Source organism: Variovorax sp. AC103 (assembly GCF_979254005.1).
Genome location: NZ_CEEDFC010000003.1, coordinates 15255 through 33760 on the forward strand (window position 1 = coordinate 15255; position 18506 = coordinate 33760).

Genomic DNA, 18506 nt, shown 5'->3' on the forward strand with positions numbered 1-18506 from the left:
CGTAGCGCCGTCGACAACGAGGAGAGGGAGAGGCTGGACGGCCGGCGGCGGACTCGCCGCCGGCCGGGTGCGCCCCTGCGCGCGCACTTTTGCGAGTGACCCAACAACCTGGAGGCGACGATGAAAATCCGGTATTACTTGATGGCGTTCCTGCTGCCATTCGTCACGCTGCTGACGCACGCGGCAATCACCGGGGTCAGTCCGATGACGACCCTGAACAACATGGCCACGGCGGTGGCCCAGGCCGTGGCCGACCCGCTCCCGGTGCAGGGGCCCGGCCTGGGCAACCTCACCTACACCTCGGCCGAACTGTTCAAGCCGGTGTCGATGATCACGAGCGCCGCGCACCCGCTCGATCCCGCGCACAGCACCGCCTACGAGTCGCGCGAGGTGCCGGCCACCTACCCGGGCCGCAAGGACTACGGCATGAATGCGGGCATCATGATCAACGGCTACTTCCTCACCTCCTTCGCGCCGGACAGCGGCCTCGGCCCGGGCGGCTTCCTGCTGTACGACGTGTCGAACCCGCGCCAGATCCAGCTCGTCAAGAAGATCTACGAGCCCGAGGCGCGCACCAAGGAGTTTCGCGAGACCCATTCCTTCGGCACCGCGAAGATCGGCGGCAAGACGTACGTGGTGCTGCCCAGCATCAAGGGCGTCGAGTTCTGGGACTTCACCGACGTCAACGACATCAAGCAGGTGAAGAAGCTGGCACTGCCCGGCGTCAATGGCGGCGACTACGAGGACGTGGCCTGGCAACTGTGGTGGCAGGCGCCCTACCTGTACGTGGCCTCGGCGGGCCGGGGCATCTTCATCGTCGATGCGAGCGACCCCGCGAATGCCGTGGTCGCGAACCGCGGCACGGGCAAGCCCAACCCCGTGCCCACCGGCGAGCTCGGCGGCTTTCGCATCGGCCCGATCTTCACGATGGGCAACCACATGGTGCTGACCGCGATGGAAAGCAACGGCGGCTTCGCCAGCCTGGACATCTCGGACCCGCTCAACCCCAAGGTGCTCGACGCCATCGTGGGCACCACGCCGTTCTACTACGCGACCTGCTTCGACGGCAGGAACCTGCACACCTCCGCGCGCAACAGCGGCGCCAGGATGTACAGCTACGACCTGAGCGACCGCTCGCGCTTCGTGCCCGAGGACAACCGGCTCGTCATCGACGAACAGCTGTACTGCGCCACGCAGGACAACTACGTCATTCAAGGCGCGCAGACCCGCATCCACAAGGTGGACGTGAGCAATCCTTTGAACCACGTGGAGGTGGGCCGCGGCAGCATCCTGCGCGAGGACGACCCGAACTTCTCGCACTCGGACAACGGACAGGTCGCGATGTTCGGCAACCTGGTCTTCGTGGGCAACGACCACGGCTCGGGCAGCGGCTTCATCGTGCACCAGGTCGATCCCGACACCACCAAGCCTGAAGTCAAACAGGTCTCGCCCGCCAACGGCGCGAAGCAGCAGGCGCTGACCTCGCGCATCGGCCTGGGCATGACCGACAACATCCGCCCCGAGAGCGTGAATTCCAACACCTTCATCGTGCGGCCCGTGGGCGGCAACACGCTGGCGGGCACCTACAGCGTGCAACTGGGCATCGTGAACTTCCATCCCGAGCAGCCGCTGCAGCCGGGCACCAGCTACGAGGTGTTCCTGCCGGCCAACGGCGTGAAGGACTATGCGGGCAACGCCATCGGCGCGGACTACACCTCGGTGTTCCACACCGGCAACGCGACCGACATCAGCCTCATGCACCACTGGACGCTGGCGGGCAACCTCTCGGACCCGATCGGCGCCAACAACGGCACACCCGCCACCGGCGACGCCTTCGAGAGCATCGGCCTGAACTTCGCCAACCGCACCGCGGGCGTGCCGCTGAAGAACGACACGGTGGCCACCGTGCTGGGCGGCACCGCCTCGCTGAGCTTCTACATGAAGACCACGCAGCCCGGCGCCGCGAATTCGTGGACTGCGCCCGGCCTCTTCGGGCGCGACCAGGTCAGCGGCACGGACGACGTGTTCTGGGGCTGGCTGGACACCGGCGGGCGCATCAAGCTGTCGGTCGGCAACGAGGCGGGCACCACCTCCGCCGCGGCGGTGAACGACGGTGTCTGGCACCACGTGGTGCTGACGCGCGACGCGGCCTCGGGCGCGCAGACGGTCTACGTCGACGGCGTGAAGACCTCGTCCGCAGGCCTCACCGGCAACAAGGGCCTGTCGAACAAGTTCCAGGTGCTGGGCCAGATCCAGGGCAACGCGGCCCTGTTCAAGGGCACGCTGGCCGAGGTTCGCGTGTACGGGCGCGTGCTGAACGACGCCGAGGTCGCCACGCTGCGCAGCCAGGCCATCATCGGCGACCCCGGCATCGGCGGTGGGCCGAAGGTGGTCAACGGTCAGCTGGTGTTCGCCCCCGCCACGCTGGGCGCCAACGGCGCGCAGTACCGCTGGAACTTCGGCAACGGCACGCAGACGGCCTTTGCGAGCCAGCCGGGCTACACCTATACCTACACGAGCCCCGGCCACTACACGGTGACGCTGACGGTGCGCGACACGGCCGGCCGCGAGAGCTACTACACGTACAACGTGACGGTGATCGCACCGGTCACCGCGCGCGCGCCCACGCACACCACCAACATCGCGGGCGACGCCAACTCGGTGTATGCGGTCAACCCCGACAGCGGCACGGTCGCCGCCATCGACGCGCAGACCCTGGCCAAGCGCTGGGAGACGCGCGTGGGCGACGAGCCCAAGACGCTGGCCGTGGGGCCCGACGGCCGCATCTGGGTGTCGGTGCACGGCGAAGACAAGCTGGTGGCGCTGAACGCGGCCGACGGCGCCGTTTCCGCCACGGTGTCGCTGGGCTACGGCAGCGGACCGTACGGCGTGGTCTTCACGCCCGACGGCACCAAGGGCCTGCTCACGCTGGAGAGCAAGTCGGCGCTGATGAGCTTCGACCCCGCCAACGGCAACGCCACCGGCACCGTGCCGCTGCAGGGCGAGGTGCGCGGCATCGCGGTGAGCGCCGACTCGCAGGTGGCCTACGTGACGCGCTTCAAGTCGAAGCTCACCGGCGGCCAGCTGCACAAGGTGAACCTGCAGAGCCTGAGCGCGATAGGCACCATCGCGCTGCCGGTGGACACCACCACGGTGGACACCGAGAGCCGCGCGCGCGGCGTGGCCAACTACCTGAGCCAGGTGGTCATTTCGCCCGACGGCACGCGCGCCGTGCTGCCATCGAAGAAGGACAACATCGTGCGCGGCAAATTCCGCGACGGCACGAACCTCGTGCACGACCAGACGGTGCGCTCCATCCTGTCGCAGGTCGACCTGCAGCAGGCGACGGAAAAGTTCGACGAGCAGATCGACTTCGACGACCGCGCCCCCGCGCGCGCCGCGCTGTTCTCGCCGGCGGGCGACTACCTGTTCGTGGCGCAGATGGAGGGCAACCGCGTGGCCATCGTCGACAGCTACACGCGCTCGGTGCGCGGCGAGATCAACGCGAGCAGCGCGCCGCACGGGCTGTACCTGGATGCGGTGCGCAAGCGGCTGTTCGTCAACAACTTCCTCGCGCGCTCGGTCACGGTGCACGACGTGGCGACGGTGCTGACGTCCGAAAGCAATGCCCCGACCTTCCTGCAGACGGTGCAGACGGTGGCCACGGAGCCGATGGCCGCGGCGGCCCTGCGCGGCAAGCAGGTGTTCTACAACGCCTCCGACCGGCGCATGAGCAAGGACAACTACATCTCCTGCGCGAGCTGCCACGCGGACGGCGGCGACGACGGCATGGTGTGGGACTTCACCCAGCGCGGAGAGGGCCTGCGCCGCACCATCAGCCTGCAGGGCAAGCGCGGCACCAGCCACGGCAAGCTGCACTGGACGGCCAACTTCGACGAGGTGCAGGACTTCGAGCACGACATCCGCAACGAGTTCGGCGGCACCGGCTTCCTGAGCAACGCCGACTTCACGGCCACCTCCGACCCGCTGGGCGCACCCAAGGCCGGCAAGAACGCGCAGCTGGACGACCTGGCGGCCTACCTGGGCTCGCTGAACAAGTACCTGCGCAGCCCCGCGCGCATGTCGGACGGCAGCCTGAGCGTGGAGGCGGTGCGCGGCCAGACCGTGTTCAACACCGCGCAGTGCGCCACCTGCCACACCGGCGGCACGCTGCGCGACGGGTTGCGGCACGACGTGGGCACCATCCAGCTCTCGTCGGGCAAGGGCATCAACCAGCCGCTGGCGGGCGTGGGCTTCGACACGCCGACGCTGTCGGGCACCTGGAACGCCGCCTCGTACTTCCACAACGGACAGGCGGCCACGCTGCAGGACGTGCTGGCCGGCGGCCACGGCAATGCATCGAGTCTGCCGCCATCGGACGTGGTGGCTTTGCGCGAGTACGTGCGCTCGCTGGACACGGCCCCGCCGTTCGTCGCGCGGCTGCGTTCGGAGCTCAGCGGCATGTGCGTGAACATCAAGGGCGGCGCGGCGGCCAGCGGTACCACCGCGGTGCAATGGCCCTGCGGCAACGCGAGCCACGAGAAGTTCACGGTGACACCGCTCATCGGCGGCTACGTGCAGTTCGTGGCCGAGCACAGCGGGCTGTGCCTCGCACAGAACGGCACGGCCACCACCAACGCGCCAGTGGTGCAGGTGGCCTGCTCGGCGGGCAACACGGCGCAGTGGAGCGTGGTCGGCGGCGCGTTGAAGAACCGGGCCTCGGGCTCGTGCCTCGACGTGCCGAACAGTTCGACCACGCAGGACACGGCGCTGATCACCTGGACCTGCAACGGCGGCAACAACCAGAACTGGGCGCAGATTCAATAGACCAGGCTCGCCCCCGGGCTTCGCGGCACTTCGTGTCGCTGCTCCTTCCCCCTACCGGGGGCAACACCTGCGGCCCGGCGAAGCCGGTTCCGCGGTGTTCCACGACAGGCCGGCCGTTTCGACGGCCGGCTTTTTTCGTTCGCGCCGCGCCCTGCGCATGACCTCCCACGTCATGGACCGTGCGCACCCTCTCTGGAAAAGTACCTCCATCGACTCACCAACCCCCAGGAGAAAACACCATGACCGGCTTCAACATCCTTCCCCTCGCCGTCGCCTTGCTGATCGGCATCGCGGCGCTCGGCTCGTGCTTGGGCATCGGGCTGGTCGGACAGAAGTTTCTGGAGAGCACCGCGCGCCAGCCCGAGCTGGTCGACACGCTGCAGACCAAGTTCTTCCTGGTGGCGGGCGTGACCGACGGCGCCTTCATCATCGCCACCGGCATCGGCCTTTGGTTCGCCACCGCCAACCCGTTCGGCTGACCCGGTGAGGCGCCCGGCGAGGCCCGGCAAAACAGGGGCCGCGCACCAGGAAGTGACATGAACCACTGGCACCATTCGTGCTAGCACCGTTGACACCGAATTGTTTATGGTTAAAGTATTTAGCTATCAACGGTTCGATGTTGACGGTGCCGCAGGGAGCGGTGCCGGTGCGTCGTTTCAACCCCTTCCTCGCCGGAGAATCCATGAGCCATCTGTCCCCGAAGTCGCCCGCGCTGCCGCGCACCCTGCTCTCGCTGCTGCTGTGCGGCGCAGCCCTCGGCACCTCGATGTCGGCCATGGCCGCGCCGGTCAAGGTGGGCTTGGCCCTTGATATTTCAGGGCCATTCGCGGCACTCGGCGCCGAGGCGCGCGACGGCTTCGCGCTCGGCATCAAGCAGCTGGGCGGCAAGCTCGGCGGGCAGGACGTGGAGTTCGTGCAGGCCGACATGGCCGGCAGCCCCGACCAGGCCAAGCAGCTGGTCGACCGCATGATCCAGCGCGACAAGATCGACATCTTCAGCGGCCCCATCGGCTCCAACGTGGCGCTGGCCGTGGGCCCCACGCTGTTCGCGGCCAAGGTGCCGTACCTCTCGGCCAACGCCGGCCCCAGCCAGTTCGCGGGCGCGCAGTGCAATGCCTTCTTCTTCGGCACCGCCTACCAGAACGACCAGTTCCACGAGGCCGCCGGCAAGTTCGCACAAGACCGCGGCTTCAAGAAGACCGTGCTCATCGCCCCCAACTACCCCGCCGGCAAGGACGCGCTGGGCGGTTTCAAGCGCCAGTTCAAGGGCCAGGTGGCCGACGAGCTCTACACCAAGCTCGGCCAGATCGACTACGCCGCCGAGCTCGCGCAGCTGCGCGCGGCCAAGCCCGACTCGATCTACTTCTTCCTGCCCGGCGCGATGGGCATCAACTTCATCAAGCAGTTCGTGGGCGCGGGCCTGTCGAAGGACATCACGCTGGTCACCAGCGGCTTCTCGGCCGACGAGGACGTAATCGGTGCCGTGGGCGAGCCGATGCTCGGCCTGTTCAACACCTCGCACTGGGCGCACGACCTGGACAACGCGGCCAACAAGCAGTTCGTGGCCGCCTTCCGCAAGGAATACAACGGCCGCTACCCGTCAGTGTACGCCGCGCAGGCCTATGACGCGATCCTGGCCATGGACGCGGCCGTGAAGCAATCGGGCGGCAACGCGCAGAACCGCGAAGCCGTGGTGGCGGCGCTGAAGAAGGCCAACTACGCGTCGACGCGCGGCAGCTTCAAGTACGCCAACAACCACTACCCCATCGAGAACTTCTACCTGCGCGTGATCGGCAAGGACGCGCAGGGCAAGGTCACGAACAAGCTGATCAACACGGTGCTGACCAACTACGGCGACTCCTACGCCGACAAGTGCCCGCTGAAGTAAAGCTCGCCCCCAGGCTTCGCGGCACTTCGTGTCCGCTACTCCTTCCCCCTACCGGGGGCAACACCTGAGGCCCGGCGAAGCCGGTTCCTCGGTGTTCCTTGAATGAAAACGCGGGCAAACCTGTTGGTTCTTCTATGAGTGGAATTCTTGTTCTCGAGCAGCTGCTCAATGGCCTTGGCTATGGGCTGATGCTGTTCCTGCTGGCCGCGGGCCTCACGCTGGTGTTCGGCATCATGGACGTGCTGAACCTCGCGCACGGCTCGCTGTTCATGGCGGGCGCGTATGTGGCTGCCGAGGCGCACACGCGCACCGGCTCGTTCACCGCGGCCATCGTCATCGCGGTGGCGGTCACGGTGGTGGTGGCGCTGCTGCTCGAAGTGCTGCTGATGCGCCGGCTCTACACGCGCGACCACCTGGCGCAGGTGCTCGCGACCTTCGGCGTGATCCTGGTCGCCGACGACATCGTCAAGATGGCTTGGGGCCCCTCGCCGGTGATGGCGCCGACGCCCGCCGCGCTCTCCGGCCCCATCGAACTCATGGACGGCCTGCCCTACCCCTCGTACCGCCTGGTCATCCTCGTGGGCGGGCTGCTGGTGGCGCTGGCGCTCTACCTGCTGGTGAATCACACGCGCATCGGCATGCGGGTGCGCGCGGGCGCGTCCGACCGGCCTATGGCCGAGCTGATGGGCGTGCGCGTGGGCCGCATCTTCAACGGCGTGTTCCTGCTCGGTGCGGCACTGGCCGCGCTGGCCGGCGCGCTGATGGGGCCAATCGTCGCGGTGCAGGTCGGCATGGGCGAGGCCATTTTGATTCCGGCGCTGGTGGTGCTGGTGATCGGCGGCATCGGTTCGGTGCGCGGTGCCTTCGTCGCCGCACTGCTCGTGGGCGTGGTCGACACCGTGGGGCGCGCCTTCGTGCCGATGCTGCTGCGCGCCACGCTCCCCCCGGCCACGGCGGCCGACCTCGGTCCGCTGTTCGCCGAAGTCGCGATGTACGCGCTGATGGTGGTGGTCTTGATCTTCCGGCCCTCGGGCCTGTTCTCGGCGCGCGCATGAAGTCTTCTCTCTCATCCTCACGCTACATCGGCCTCGGGCTGCTCTTCGTGCTGCTGGCGGCGTTTCCGCTGGTGGCGCCGCTGTTCGGGCTCGAGTTCTACATCGGCTTCGTGCGTCGCGTGCTCATCGTGGCGCTCGCCGCCGCGAGCCTCAACTTCATTCTCGGCTTCGGCGGCATGGTGGCGCTGGGGCATGCGGGCTTCATCGGCGTGGGCGCGTACACGGTGGTGGCGCTCAGCGATGCGGGCGTGCTGTCGGGCTGGATCCTGTGGCCGGCCGCCGCGCTGGTCGCGGGGCTGGTGGCCGCGCTGATCGGCACGGTGGCGCTGCGCACGCGCGGCGTGTACTTCATCATGACCACGCTGGCCTTCGCGCAGATGCTGTACTTCGTGGTGGTGTCGCTGCGCCGCTATGGCGGCGACGACGGCTACACGCTCATGAGCCGGCCCGTGCTGCTGCCGGGGCTGGACCTGGGCAACGAGTCGAACTTCTACTGGGTGGTGCTGGCCATCGTGGCGCTGGCACTGTGGTGGCTGCACCGCGCGACGCAGTCTCGCTTCGGCCACGCGATCATGGGCATCCGCGACAACGAGACGCGCATGCGCGCGCTGGGTTATCCGGTGTTTCGCCTGCAGCTGGTGGCCTTTGCCATCGCGGGCGCCATCGCGGGCCTGGCCGGCGCGCTGCTCGCGGGCGGCAACGGCTTCGTGAGCCCGGCGACGATGCACTGGACGCAGTCGGCCACGCTGCTGGTGATGGTGGTCATCGGCGGGCTGGGGCGCAGCTGGGGCGGGCCGGTGGGCGCGGTCGTATGGCTGGTGCTCGAGGAATTCCTGAAGCAGCAGACCGAGCACTGGCACATGCCGCTGGGCTTGCTGCTGATCGCTGTCGCGCTGTGGGCGCCCAAGGGACTGGCTGCCATCTACAAGCGCCGCCGGCCCCTCTCCCCAGCGCTCTCCCCAGAGGGACGAGGGAGCAAGTCATGAGCCTTTTCAGAATCGAAGGGTTGGTCAAGCGCTTCGGCGGCCTGCTGGCGACCGACCATGTGAACCTCACGGTGGAGCGCGGCGAAGTGCATGCGCTCATCGGACCGAACGGCGCGGGCAAGACCACGCTGGTGAACCTGATCACCGGGCTGCTGAAGGCCGACGCCGGCCGCCTGCTGCTCGACGAGCGGGACATCACCGCGCTCAAGGACCACCAGCGCGTGGCCGCGGGCATGTCGCGCTGCTTCCAGGTGACGCGCGTGTTCCCCAAGGAAACGGTGCACGACAACCTGATGCTCGCCGCGCAGGCCCATGCGGGCAGCAGCCTGCGCTTCATGGCGCCGCGCGCGAAGGAGCGCGACCTCGTCGACCGTGCGGTGGCGCTGGCCGACCGCGTGGGGCTGGGCGGCGAACGCGAGCGCATCGCGGGCACCTTGCCGCACGGTGCGCAGCGCGCGCTCGACGTGGCGCTGGCGCTCGCCGCCGAACCCAAGCTGCTGTTGCTCGACGAGCCGATGGCCGGCATGGGCCCGGACGAATCGGCACGCATGGTGGCGCTGATCGAATCGCTGCGCGCGTCGATGGCCATCCTGCTTATCGAGCACGACATGGACGCGGTGTTCCGCCTGGCCAACCGCCTCACGGTGCTGGTGCAGGGGCGCGTGCTGATGAGCGGCACGGCGGACGAGGTGCGCGGACACCCGGATGTGCAGGCCGTCTATCTCGGCACCGAAGCGGAAGGTCATTCATGAGCGCGGCATCCACATTGCTGGAAGCGAAATCCATCGAAGCCGGCTACGGCGCCAGCCAGGTGCTGTTCGGCATCGACATCGACATCCGCCCCGGCGAAGTGCTGGCCCTGCTGGGCCGCAACGGCATGGGCAAGAGCACGCTGCTGAAGGTGCTGACGGGCACGCTCTCGCCGATGCGCGGCAGCGTGCACTTCGACGGCGCGGCCATCGGCGGGCACAAGCCCGACGCCATTGCGCGGCGCGGCGTGGCCATCGTGCCCGAGGGGCGGCACGTGTTTCCCAACCTCAGCGTGGAAGAGCACCTGCGCGCTTTTGCACGGCCGCGTCCGGGCAGCGCGCCGCGCTGGACGGTCGAGGCGCTGTACGGCCTGTTTCCGCGCCTGTCGGAGCGCAAGGCCAACGCGGGCAACCAGCTCTCGGGCGGCGAGCAGCAGATGCTGGCCATTGCGCGGGCACTTTCCACGCACCCTCGCCTGCTGATCCTCGACGAAGCCACCGAAGGCCTGGCCCCGGTGATCCGCGAGGAGATCTGGCACTGCATCGCCACGCTCAAGGCCGAGGGCGAAGCGATCCTGGTGGTCGACAAGTACGTGCAGCGCCTGCTGCCGCTGGCCAACCGCCACGTGATCCTGGAGCGCGGGCGCGTGGTGTGGCAGGGCGACTCGGCCGCGCTGGATGCCGACCGGTCGCTGTGGACGCGGTACCTGGGCGTGTAGCTCGCTTGGCCATGGGCGAGCAAGGTTCGCCTGAAGCGTCTTCGCCGTCGTCCGTCAGCAGCAGATCGATCTGCGCTTTGATCCTTGCCTTGTCCGATTCGTGGAAGTTCGGCATGCCGGGCCGAACAGGCGCGGTTGCTCAGCCGGGTGTCGGGCTCGACCCGTGTCTCGCGGCCTGCGGTAAGGGAGCTCGTGGTGTACGGCGCAACGTACTGCTTTCCGGCCAGGTCGCGGCGTGAAGACTCAGCGCACCTCGCAGTCGACAGCGGCCGGCTTGGGTGCGGTGCCGCCGGAGGTGCTCGGACCCGTGGCGACGTTGAACGCCGGGGGCGGCGTGAACTGTATGCCCGGGTTCGTCGGCACGATCACGGGCGGTTGCTTGAACGAGGGCGTGAAGCCGAACTGCCCCGCGCTGAAGTTGCTCGAACCGGCCGGGTTGGTGACATGGATCAAGCCGTCGAGCACCTGCACGTACAGCCCGGGCGCCGGCGCGCCGGTCGGCGCCGGTGGCACCGGCCCCTGGGCGAAAGCGGGCGTCGAGAACGTGGCCACCAGGGTGAGCAGGGTGAGGAAGAAATTGTTCATGGGTGTCTCGCGAAATGGGCTGTTCAGGGCTGCTGCAGGGAAACGACCATGCTGGCGTTGCCCTTGAGCGCGCCCATCGGCGTGTTGATCACGGTGGCGTCCTGGCTGCGCTGGCCCACCACGCCGGCGATGCTGCGAAAACCGCCCTGCGCCAGGCCGAGCTCGATGCCGTCGCGCTGCGGCTGCGCGGCGTCGTAGCTGTAGCGCGTGACCACCAGCATCGACTGCGGCTGCAGGATCAGCTCGGCGCCGTCGCTGAACTTCAGCTGCGCATAGGCGCGGCTCTCGGTGGTGAGCGTGTCGCCCTGGCGGATCTGCGAATCGACAGCCAGCAGCCGGGTGACGCCTTCGGCGCTGCGCACGACCAGCACGCCCGACAGGTCGGTGACGGTGCCGACGACCTGGGCGTGGGCGGCCGTGGCCATGGCGAGCGAGGCGGCAAAGGCCAGCAGGCCGGCGAGGGGTTGGAGCAATTTCATGGTTCTGTGGCGCCTCAATTGCAATACATCTTCTTGACGGGCTCGGCCTTGCTGTCCCCCTTCGCCGACGGTTCGGCCGAATCAAGCTTGGTGTCGGTTTTCTTGTCGGGGGTGGACGCGGTCTGCGTATTCGGCAGCGACGCAAGGACGACGTTCGTCGCCTCCTGCACCGGCTTGACCGGCTCCGACGCCGTGGGCGGCGACAGCGCAATGCACTGCGCCAAGCTGGGCGCGACGGTGCAGATGTCGGCAGAAGCCGCAGTCGCCACGGTCGCGGCAACAGGGCACCCCGCCATCGACGGACTCACCGCGCAGATGGCGGCGCTCGGCAGCCTTGCCGAGCAACCGGCGAGCGCCCGGTTCGCCACGCACTGCGCCAACGTGGGCAGCACCGCCGAGCAGCCTGGCAGCTCGGCGTTCGAGGTGCACGCGGCCACCGACGGCGTGGTGGCGGACACCACGCGCGCCACGGTGCTGTCGCCCGTGGGATAGCCGAGGGCCAAGGTGGCCGTGCCGCTGTCCGACGCCAGGGCAGGGGCATTGACCTGGGCGAAGGTGCCGGCATCGCCCGGGCGGCGCGCCACGATGAAGTTGGCCGCCGCGCCGTCGGCAGGCAGGAAGCCGCCGAGCGCGCCCAGGTTCAGGGTGCCGCCCAGCGTGGCCGAGCCGTCGATGTCCAGCAGGTCGGCGCCGCCGCTGCCCAGCCGGATGTTCAGCACCCCGTTGGCGCCCTGCACGTAGTTGCCCCGAATGGCGAGCGTGCCCAGCGCGCCCGCGGTGCCGGGCGATACGGTGCCGTTGTTGAACAGCGTGGCGTCGCCGCCCAGCGCGATGGCGCCGGTGCCCGAGATGCTGCCGTTGTTGTAGAGGTGGGTGCCGCCGCTGCCCAGCGTGGTGCCTGGCAGCAGCACGATGGCGCCGTTGTTCGGGTTGTCCTGGCCCTGGCGCGCATCGAGCTCGCCCTCTTCGATGCGCAGCGTGCCGCCGGCGAGGTTGCTCAGTGGCGCCGAGGTGCTGCCCACGCCGCTCTTCACCACGGTGCCGCTGTTCAGCAGGCGGCCGTTGGCGGGGTTGCCGAAGATCGGGCCCGAGTCCGAGCCGTCGCTCACCAGTTTGACGGTGGCACCGGCGTCGTTGGTGACCACGCTGGCGGCCACCAGCCGCAGCTGCGAGCCGGGCGCCACGCTCAGCGTGCCGCCCGTGCGGTTGTTGAAGGCGCTGCTGTCGCGAAACTCGAGCATGCCGGGGCCGACGTCGCCGCGCGCGGCCCCCACGGTGCCCACGTTCACGCTGCCCAGGTTGTTCCAGGTGGTTGCGCCGGCCAGCACCCAGTTGGCGTTGTTGGTGATGTTCACCACATTGCGCGTGGTGAACTGGTGGCCGTTGCCGTACAGGAAGGTGAGCGGACCGCCCGACAGCGTCGGCGCCGACGCGCCGATGTCCACGTCGCCCAGCAGGTTGACCGCGCCCTGCCACGTGATGGCGCCGGCGCCCGAGAACACGACGCCGCTGTTCAGCGTGAGTCCGTCGAGCGTGGCGTGCGCGCCGGCCGCCACCTGCACGTTGCCGCCCTGCGTGGTCTGCTGCAGCAGCAGCTCGCCCGCGTCCACGCGGATGGTGCCCGTCGAGCCGTTCGTGATGTTGAAGTAGTTCTGCGCGGTGCCGCTGCTCTTCACGATGGTGCCGTTGTTGACGACGGTGCTGGCCGCCGTCGAGCCCACGAGCACGTTGGCGAAGGTGCCCGAGGTGGTGACGCTGCCGTTGTTCTCGAAGCGGTTGCCCGCCTGGTAGACCACGATGGCGCCGTCGCCGCGCACGTCGACGCTGCCGTTGTTCACCCAGACGGCGCCGCCTTGCAGGTACACTTGGCTGTCGACGACGTTGCCCGTGCCCTGCGTGGTCAGCACGCTGGCGTTGCTGCCGGAGACCGAGAGGCCGTGCATCACCAGCGGGCCGTTGCCGCTGCCGAAGGTGAGCGAGGTGCCCAGGGTGACGTCGTCGGCCCATTCCACGGTGCCGGCGCCGGTGAAGGCGGTGCCCGCGTTGAAGCTGTGGTTGCCCGAGAACGAGGCGCTCGACCCTGTCGCCACGTTGAACGTGCCGCTGTGCGTGCCGCTGTGGTCGAACAGCGCGGTGCCGCCGCCCACCGACACGGTGCCCGCGTTGTTCAGCACGCCCGACAGCGCCGAGCCGGCACGGCCGATCGCCAGCGTGGCGCCCGATGCCACGTTCACCGTGGCGGCGTTGATGGCCGAGCCCGGTGCGTTCAGCGAGGTCGTGCCGCTGGCAATGTCGAGGGTGCCGTTGCCGCTCTGCCCGGTGCGCTCCGAGACGCTCAGCACGCCGCCGTGCAGGTCGAGGTTGGCATCGAGCTTCACCGCATGGTTGGTGCCGGCGTCGTTGGCCTGGTTGCTGTTGAGGTTGAGCGTGAGCGCGCTCGCGGCGCTGGTGATCGGCGCGTTGATGACGATGTTGTTGCTCGCGTTCAGCGTGAGCGCCGAATCCACCGCGCCGGTCTTGGCGATGGCCGCGTTGACGGTGATGTCGCCGGCATCGGGCGTGGCGCTGCCGGTCGTGATGCTCACGTCGGTGCCCGCGTCGAGCTGCGCCGTGATGAGGTCGGCGCCGATGCGCGCGCCGGTCTCGCTCGAGGTGATGGCGTTGCCGCCGGTGGTGCCGCTCGTGCCGCCGCCGGCCACGATCTCGATGCTCACCGGGTCGATGTGCCACTCGCCGCCGCGGCCCACCACCGGCGCATTGACCACGTCGAGCGAACGCTGCCCCGAGGTGTCGACGTAGCCGCCGCGTCCCGCGCTGCCCGTGGCCGACACGCGCCCGTCGATGGCTGCCGCGCCGTCGGCATACAGCACGACGTTGCCGCCGGTGGTGCCGTTGGCGCTGATGTCGGAAGCCGCCGTGGTCTTCAGGTCGCCCGACGCGCGCAGGAACACGCGCCCGCCTTCGCGCACCACGCTGTCGGCGTTGATGCTGCCGCTGTTGCTCACCAGGCCCGCCGCGAGGCCGATGCGCCCCGCCTCGGCCGCGATGCGCCCGAGGTTCTTCACCTCGCCCGCCGTGCCGGTGACGGCCACCGACACGCCCGGCGTGCCGGTGTCCACAAGCTGCACGCTCTGCCCCGCCGCCAGCAGCACCTCGCCGTTCGGGGCGTTCAGCGTGCCGGTGTTGGTGACGCTGGGCGCCACCAGGTAGATGCTGCCGCCGCTGGCGGCGGTGACGGTGCCGGCATTGCGCACTTCGCCTGCGGTGGCGCCGGTGCCGGCCTTGAAGGTCAGGCGGCCGGCAAGGAAGTCGCTGTCGCTCACGTTGAGCGTGCTCGCGATGAAGCTGCCCACGTCGATGCGCGCCCCTGCGCCCACCATGATGCCGGCCGGGTTGATGAGCCACAGCGCGCCGTTGGCCTTGATCTGCCCGTAGATCTGCGACGGATCTCCACCGGTCGTGCGCGCCAGCAGCGCCGACGTGCTGCCGGGCTGGCGGATGTCGACCAGCGCGCCCGCGCCCACATTGAAGGTGGCGAAGTTGACCAGGGCCTGCGGCGTCGCCTGGTTGATGTTGAGCGTGCTGCCGTTCTGCACGAACGAGACATTGCCCGAAGTGACGTTCCAGCCCGTGGGCAGCGCGCCCGGCGCAAGCTGGGCCTGCGCCGGTGTGGCCGCCGCGAGGCACAGGGCCGCGATGGCGAGCGGAAGAAATCGAAGAGCGAGGTGCGAGCGCATGGTTGTGTGTCTGCCGGGTAGATCGTCAGAAAAGTCCGGAGAGGGTCAGAACGCCACCATGGCGCTCAGGTGCGCGCGCCAGTCGCCGCGCTTTTCGGTGAAGGCATTGCCGGCGTCGTTGACGCGCGCGATGTCCAGCCGCAGGTTGAAGTTGCGTCCCCACGCGTAGCGCGCCCCGACGCCCATGCTCGCCACCGTGACGTGGCTCGGCACCAGCGTGCCCGCGGTGCGTTTGTTGGCGCCGTAGCCCGCGTCGTAGAAGGCCAGCAGGCGCAACTGGCCGGGCACGCCCGCCATGCCGTTCGGGCCGCCGAGTTCGGGCGTGTAGAGCTCGGCATTGGCGATGACGCCGCTGTCCGCCGCCACCGCGCGCTCCTGGAAGCCGCGCACCAGCGACAGCCCCGTGAGGCCGAACTGCTCGCTCGCCACCAGCGGCGTGTTCGCGTACTGCGCGCTGCCGTTCAGGCGCAGCTGCCAGTCGTTGGACAGGGCCTTGAACCACGAGGCCGCGCCGTGCAGCACCACGAAGCCGTCGCGCGTGTCGCGGTTGCCGGGCGTGAGGTACGAGTAGCGGTCGATGCGGCCGTCCACGTTCGTGTAGCGCGTGCCGCTCGCGAGGTTGCGCGACACGCCCAGGCTGTAGCCCAGCGTCTCGCCCACGCTCTCGCGCTGGCCGACGTAGGTCAGGCTCAGCGGCGCGGTCACGTACGGCACGCAGGCCGAGATGGGCGGCGTCGGCGGCGCGATGCTCACCTCTTGCCCGCCCACGTCGCAGCGCGAGTCGATGCGCTTGCGGTCGATGCCCAGCACCAGCCGCGCGCTGCTTTCGCCGCTGCGGCCCAGGAAGTGATTGAAGCGCAGGCCGTAGATGTCGCCCTTGCCGGTGAAGCCCAGCACGCCGCCCAGCGTGGGCGAGCTCGCGGGCGAATTGGCGCTGGACTTGCCGTAGACGAAGTCGATGCTGTCGCCCAGGGCATAGAGCGGAATGCGATAGCCGAGCGAGTACAGCTCCAGCCGCATGCCCGAGGGGCTGTCGGGCGAGGTCGTGTACGCCAGCGTGCCGACCTGGTCGCGGCCGAACAGGTTGGCGTGCTGCAGCGCCACGCCGGTGCGCCAGCGGCCGCTGGCGGGCGTACCGGTGTTGTCGAGCGTGGCGATCACGCGCAGCGGGTCGTTGTCGGTCACCGTCACTTTCGCGTCGAGGGTGCCGGGCACGACCCCGTCGCCGAGCGACACGCCGACCTGCTTGGCCGGGTTGTCGTTGGCGAGTTGCACCGCGCCGGAAATGGCGCGCAGGTCGGGCACCCGGCCCGGCTGCAGCGCGGGCAGGCTGGCGCGGATGTTCTCGGCGCTGAAATGCGTGTTGCCGGTGACGGTGACAGCGCCGATCGCGGCCTGCGTCACCTTCAGCGTGACGATGCCGCCCGTGAGCTCCTGCTCGGGCACCGAGACCTTCACCGTGGTGTAGCCGGCCTGGGCATAGGCCTGCTGCAGCGCATCGACCGCGCGCTGGATGTCGCCGTAGGCACGGCCGGTGCCGGCGATGCCGCCGACCAGGCGCTGCACCTCGGCCGGGCCCAGCAGCGTGTCGCCCTCCACCTGGAAGCGCGCGATGTCGAAGCGCTCGCCCTGCGCGTGGGCGGCCGTCCCGCCCAGAACGGCCATGGCCACCGCGGCGGCCACGCCGCATCGAACCCACTGTCTCATCAAGCTTCGGCTCATTTCTTCTTCCAGGGAACACCGGGGCTGGACAAATGAGGCGCAAGGCTGCGATGTCCAGAATCGCTACCAATAGTAATCAGGCGTAAACGAAAGTCTGAATTGCCGGCGAAAGCGGGGCGCAGAATACCCTGTTCTGTTTCAAATTGTTGCCAAACGGCAACGTGAGCGCGCGGGCCAGGTGGCGATTCAGTCGGGTGCCGCGTCCAGTTGCAGCACCAGGTCGCGGCTGGCCTGGTTCATGCCCGTGACGTCCACCGCGCTGCCGTGCTTGCGCAGCCGCTCGACCACCTTCTTCAGCGCGGCCACGGCGGTCACGTCCCAGAAGTGCGCCTGCGACACGTCGATGCGCACCAGCGCGCCGTCGATTTCGCGCACGTCGAAGGCGTCCACCAGCATGTCGGACGAGGCGAAGAACACCTGGCCGGTGACGCGGTAGGCGCGCGTGCCGTCCGCCTCCAACGCCGCGTGCACCTGCAGCAGCCGCGCCACCTTGAAGGTGAAGAACACGCCGCTCAGCATCACGCCGACCGCCACGCCCGTCGCCAGGTTGTCGGTGGCCACGGTGACGGCCACCGTCGCGAGCATCACCGCGCTGGACATCCGCGGGTGCCGCACCAGCGTGCGCAGCGAGCCCCAGTCGAAGGTCGAGGCCGACACCATCACCATGATCGCCACCAGCGCCGCCACCGGCACCTGCGACACCCACGGCTTGAGCAGCACCATCAGGATCAGCAGGAACGCGCCCGCGAACAGCGTCGAGAGGCGCCCACGCCCGCCGTAGCGCACGTTGCTCACGGTCTGGCCGATCATTCCGCAGCCCGCGATGCCGCCGAAGAAGCTGGCCGCCACGTTGGCCACGCCCAGGCCGCTGCACTCGCGGTTCTTCGAGCTGGGGGTGTCTGTGAGTTCGTCGACCACGCTGGCGGTCATCATCGATTCGAGCAGGCCGACCATGGCCATGGCGAAGGCAGGCAGCGCAATGATGCGCAGCGTCTCGAGCGTGAGCGGCACGTCGGGCAGCGCGAAGGCCGGCAGCGCGCCCGGCAGTTGCCCGAGGTCGGCCACCGTCTTCAACGGCAGGCCCAGCCAGTGGCCCGCCAGCGTCACCACCACGATGCACACCAGCGGCGAGGGCACCGCGGTGGTGAGGCGCGGCAGCAGGTAGATGACGGCCAGGCCCAGCCCCACCATGGCCCAGGTCGCGGCGTTGGCGCCGATGAAGTGCGGCATCTGCGCCGCGAAGATCAATATCGCCAGCGCATTGACGAAGCCGGTGCGCACCGACGACGACACGAAGCGCATCAGCACGCCCAGGCGCAGCAGGCCGAACACGATCTGCATCGCACCCGCGAGCACCCCGGCGGCCAGCAGGTACGGCAGGCCGTGCGCATGCACCAGCGGCGCGGCCACCAGGGCCACCGAGCCGGCCGCGGCCGACACCATGGCCGGCCGCCCGCCCGTGAAGGCGATGACGATGCCGATGACGAAGGAGGCGAACAGCCCGACCGCCGGATCGACACCGGCCACGAAAGAGAAGGCGATGACTTCGGGAATGAGCGCGAAGGTGGCGACGGCGCCGGCCATCAGCTCGCGGGGAATGCTGGGGCACCACTCGGTGCGCAGGCGACTGTGGAGGGAGGTCATGAGAAAAAGGAAAGCAGCCCGCATGCCGCCGGCAAGGCGGTGCGGGACTAGGCAGGACGCAGGGGCCGGCATTCGCGGCCCCGCGTGTGTGCGGCGGCGGCCGGGGCCGACGGTG

Annotated in this window: 12 protein-coding genes; 7 read left to right on the forward strand and 5 right to left on the reverse strand. The window is 69.1% G+C overall.

The features are described from left to right. Positions 1 to 120 precede the first annotated feature (120 nt). The 7 genes from AC0IYU_RS04775 (at position 121) to AC0IYU_RS04805 (ending at position 10224) form a co-directional block, all read left to right on the forward strand. Entirely contained in the window at positions 121 to 4827 is a 4707-nt protein-coding gene (locus AC0IYU_RS04775) for an Ig-like domain-containing protein (protein WP_472113672.1), read from the forward strand. Positions 4828 to 5066: 239 nt separating this feature from the next. Beyond that, positions 5067 to 5306: a F0F1 ATP synthase subunit C gene (gene atpE / locus AC0IYU_RS04780; RefSeq protein WP_435438917.1), complete on the forward strand. Its 240-nt coding sequence runs from the start codon at positions 5067 to 5069 to the stop codon at positions 5304 to 5306. A 203-nt stretch (positions 5307 to 5509) separates the two neighbouring features. Further along, positions 5510 to 6715, forward strand: coding sequence for an ABC transporter substrate-binding protein (locus AC0IYU_RS04785; protein WP_472113676.1), 1206 nt, complete (start codon positions 5510 to 5512; stop codon positions 6713 to 6715). 134 nt (positions 6716 to 6849) lie between these two features. Further along, positions 6850 to 7770: a branched-chain amino acid ABC transporter permease gene (locus tag AC0IYU_RS04790; RefSeq protein ID WP_472113679.1), complete on the forward strand. Its 921-nt coding sequence runs from the start codon at positions 6850 to 6852 to the stop codon at positions 7768 to 7770. Continuing rightward, the gene (locus AC0IYU_RS04795) at positions 7767 to 8756 is read left to right on the forward strand and encodes a branched-chain amino acid ABC transporter permease (RefSeq protein WP_472113682.1); all 990 of its coding nucleotides are present in this window, start codon (positions 7767 to 7769) and stop codon (positions 8754 to 8756) included. Before AC0IYU_RS04790 ends, AC0IYU_RS04795 begins: the two co-directional genes overlap by 4 nt. Then, positions 8753 to 9508 (forward strand): ABC transporter ATP-binding protein, encoded by a 756-nt coding sequence (locus AC0IYU_RS04800; protein ID WP_472113686.1) that lies wholly within the window; start codon positions 8753 to 8755, stop codon positions 9506 to 9508. Before AC0IYU_RS04795 ends, AC0IYU_RS04800 begins: the two co-directional genes overlap by 4 nt. Further along, positions 9505 to 10224, forward strand: coding sequence for an ABC transporter ATP-binding protein (locus AC0IYU_RS04805; protein ID WP_472113689.1), 720 nt, complete (start codon positions 9505 to 9507; stop codon positions 10222 to 10224). Before AC0IYU_RS04800 ends, AC0IYU_RS04805 begins: the two co-directional genes overlap by 4 nt. A gap of 243 nt (positions 10225 to 10467) precedes the next feature. Here AC0IYU_RS04805 and AC0IYU_RS04810 read toward each other — a convergent pair whose 3' ends face one another. The 5 genes from AC0IYU_RS04810 to AC0IYU_RS04830 form a co-directional block, all read right to left on the reverse strand. Further along, positions 10468 to 10809, reverse strand: a complete 342-nt coding sequence (locus tag AC0IYU_RS04810) for a hypothetical protein (protein ID WP_472113692.1) — start codon at positions 10807 to 10809, stop codon at positions 10468 to 10470. A 23-nt stretch (positions 10810 to 10832) separates the two neighbouring features. Continuing rightward, complete coding sequence (locus AC0IYU_RS04815; protein ID WP_472113695.1) at positions 10833 to 11288, reverse strand: FecR family protein; 456 nt, start codon at positions 11286 to 11288, stop codon at positions 10833 to 10835. A gap of 14 nt (positions 11289 to 11302) precedes the next feature. Beyond that, positions 11303 to 15025 carry a beta strand repeat-containing protein gene (locus tag AC0IYU_RS04820; RefSeq protein WP_472113697.1) on the reverse strand — a complete coding sequence of 1241 codons (3723 nt, stop codon included), beginning with the start codon at positions 15023 to 15025 and terminating at the stop codon, positions 11303 to 11305. A gap of 45 nt (positions 15026 to 15070) precedes the next feature. Continuing rightward, on the reverse strand, positions 15071 to 16747 hold the full coding sequence (locus tag AC0IYU_RS04825) for a ShlB/FhaC/HecB family hemolysin secretion/activation protein (RefSeq protein WP_472113699.1): 1677 nt from the start codon (positions 16745 to 16747) through the stop codon (positions 15071 to 15073). Between the two features lie 186 nt (positions 16748 to 16933). Next, entirely contained in the window at positions 16934 to 18391 is a 1458-nt protein-coding gene (locus tag AC0IYU_RS04830; RefSeq protein WP_472113701.1) for a SulP family inorganic anion transporter, read from the reverse strand. Between the last annotated feature and the right edge of the window lie 115 nt (positions 18392 to 18506).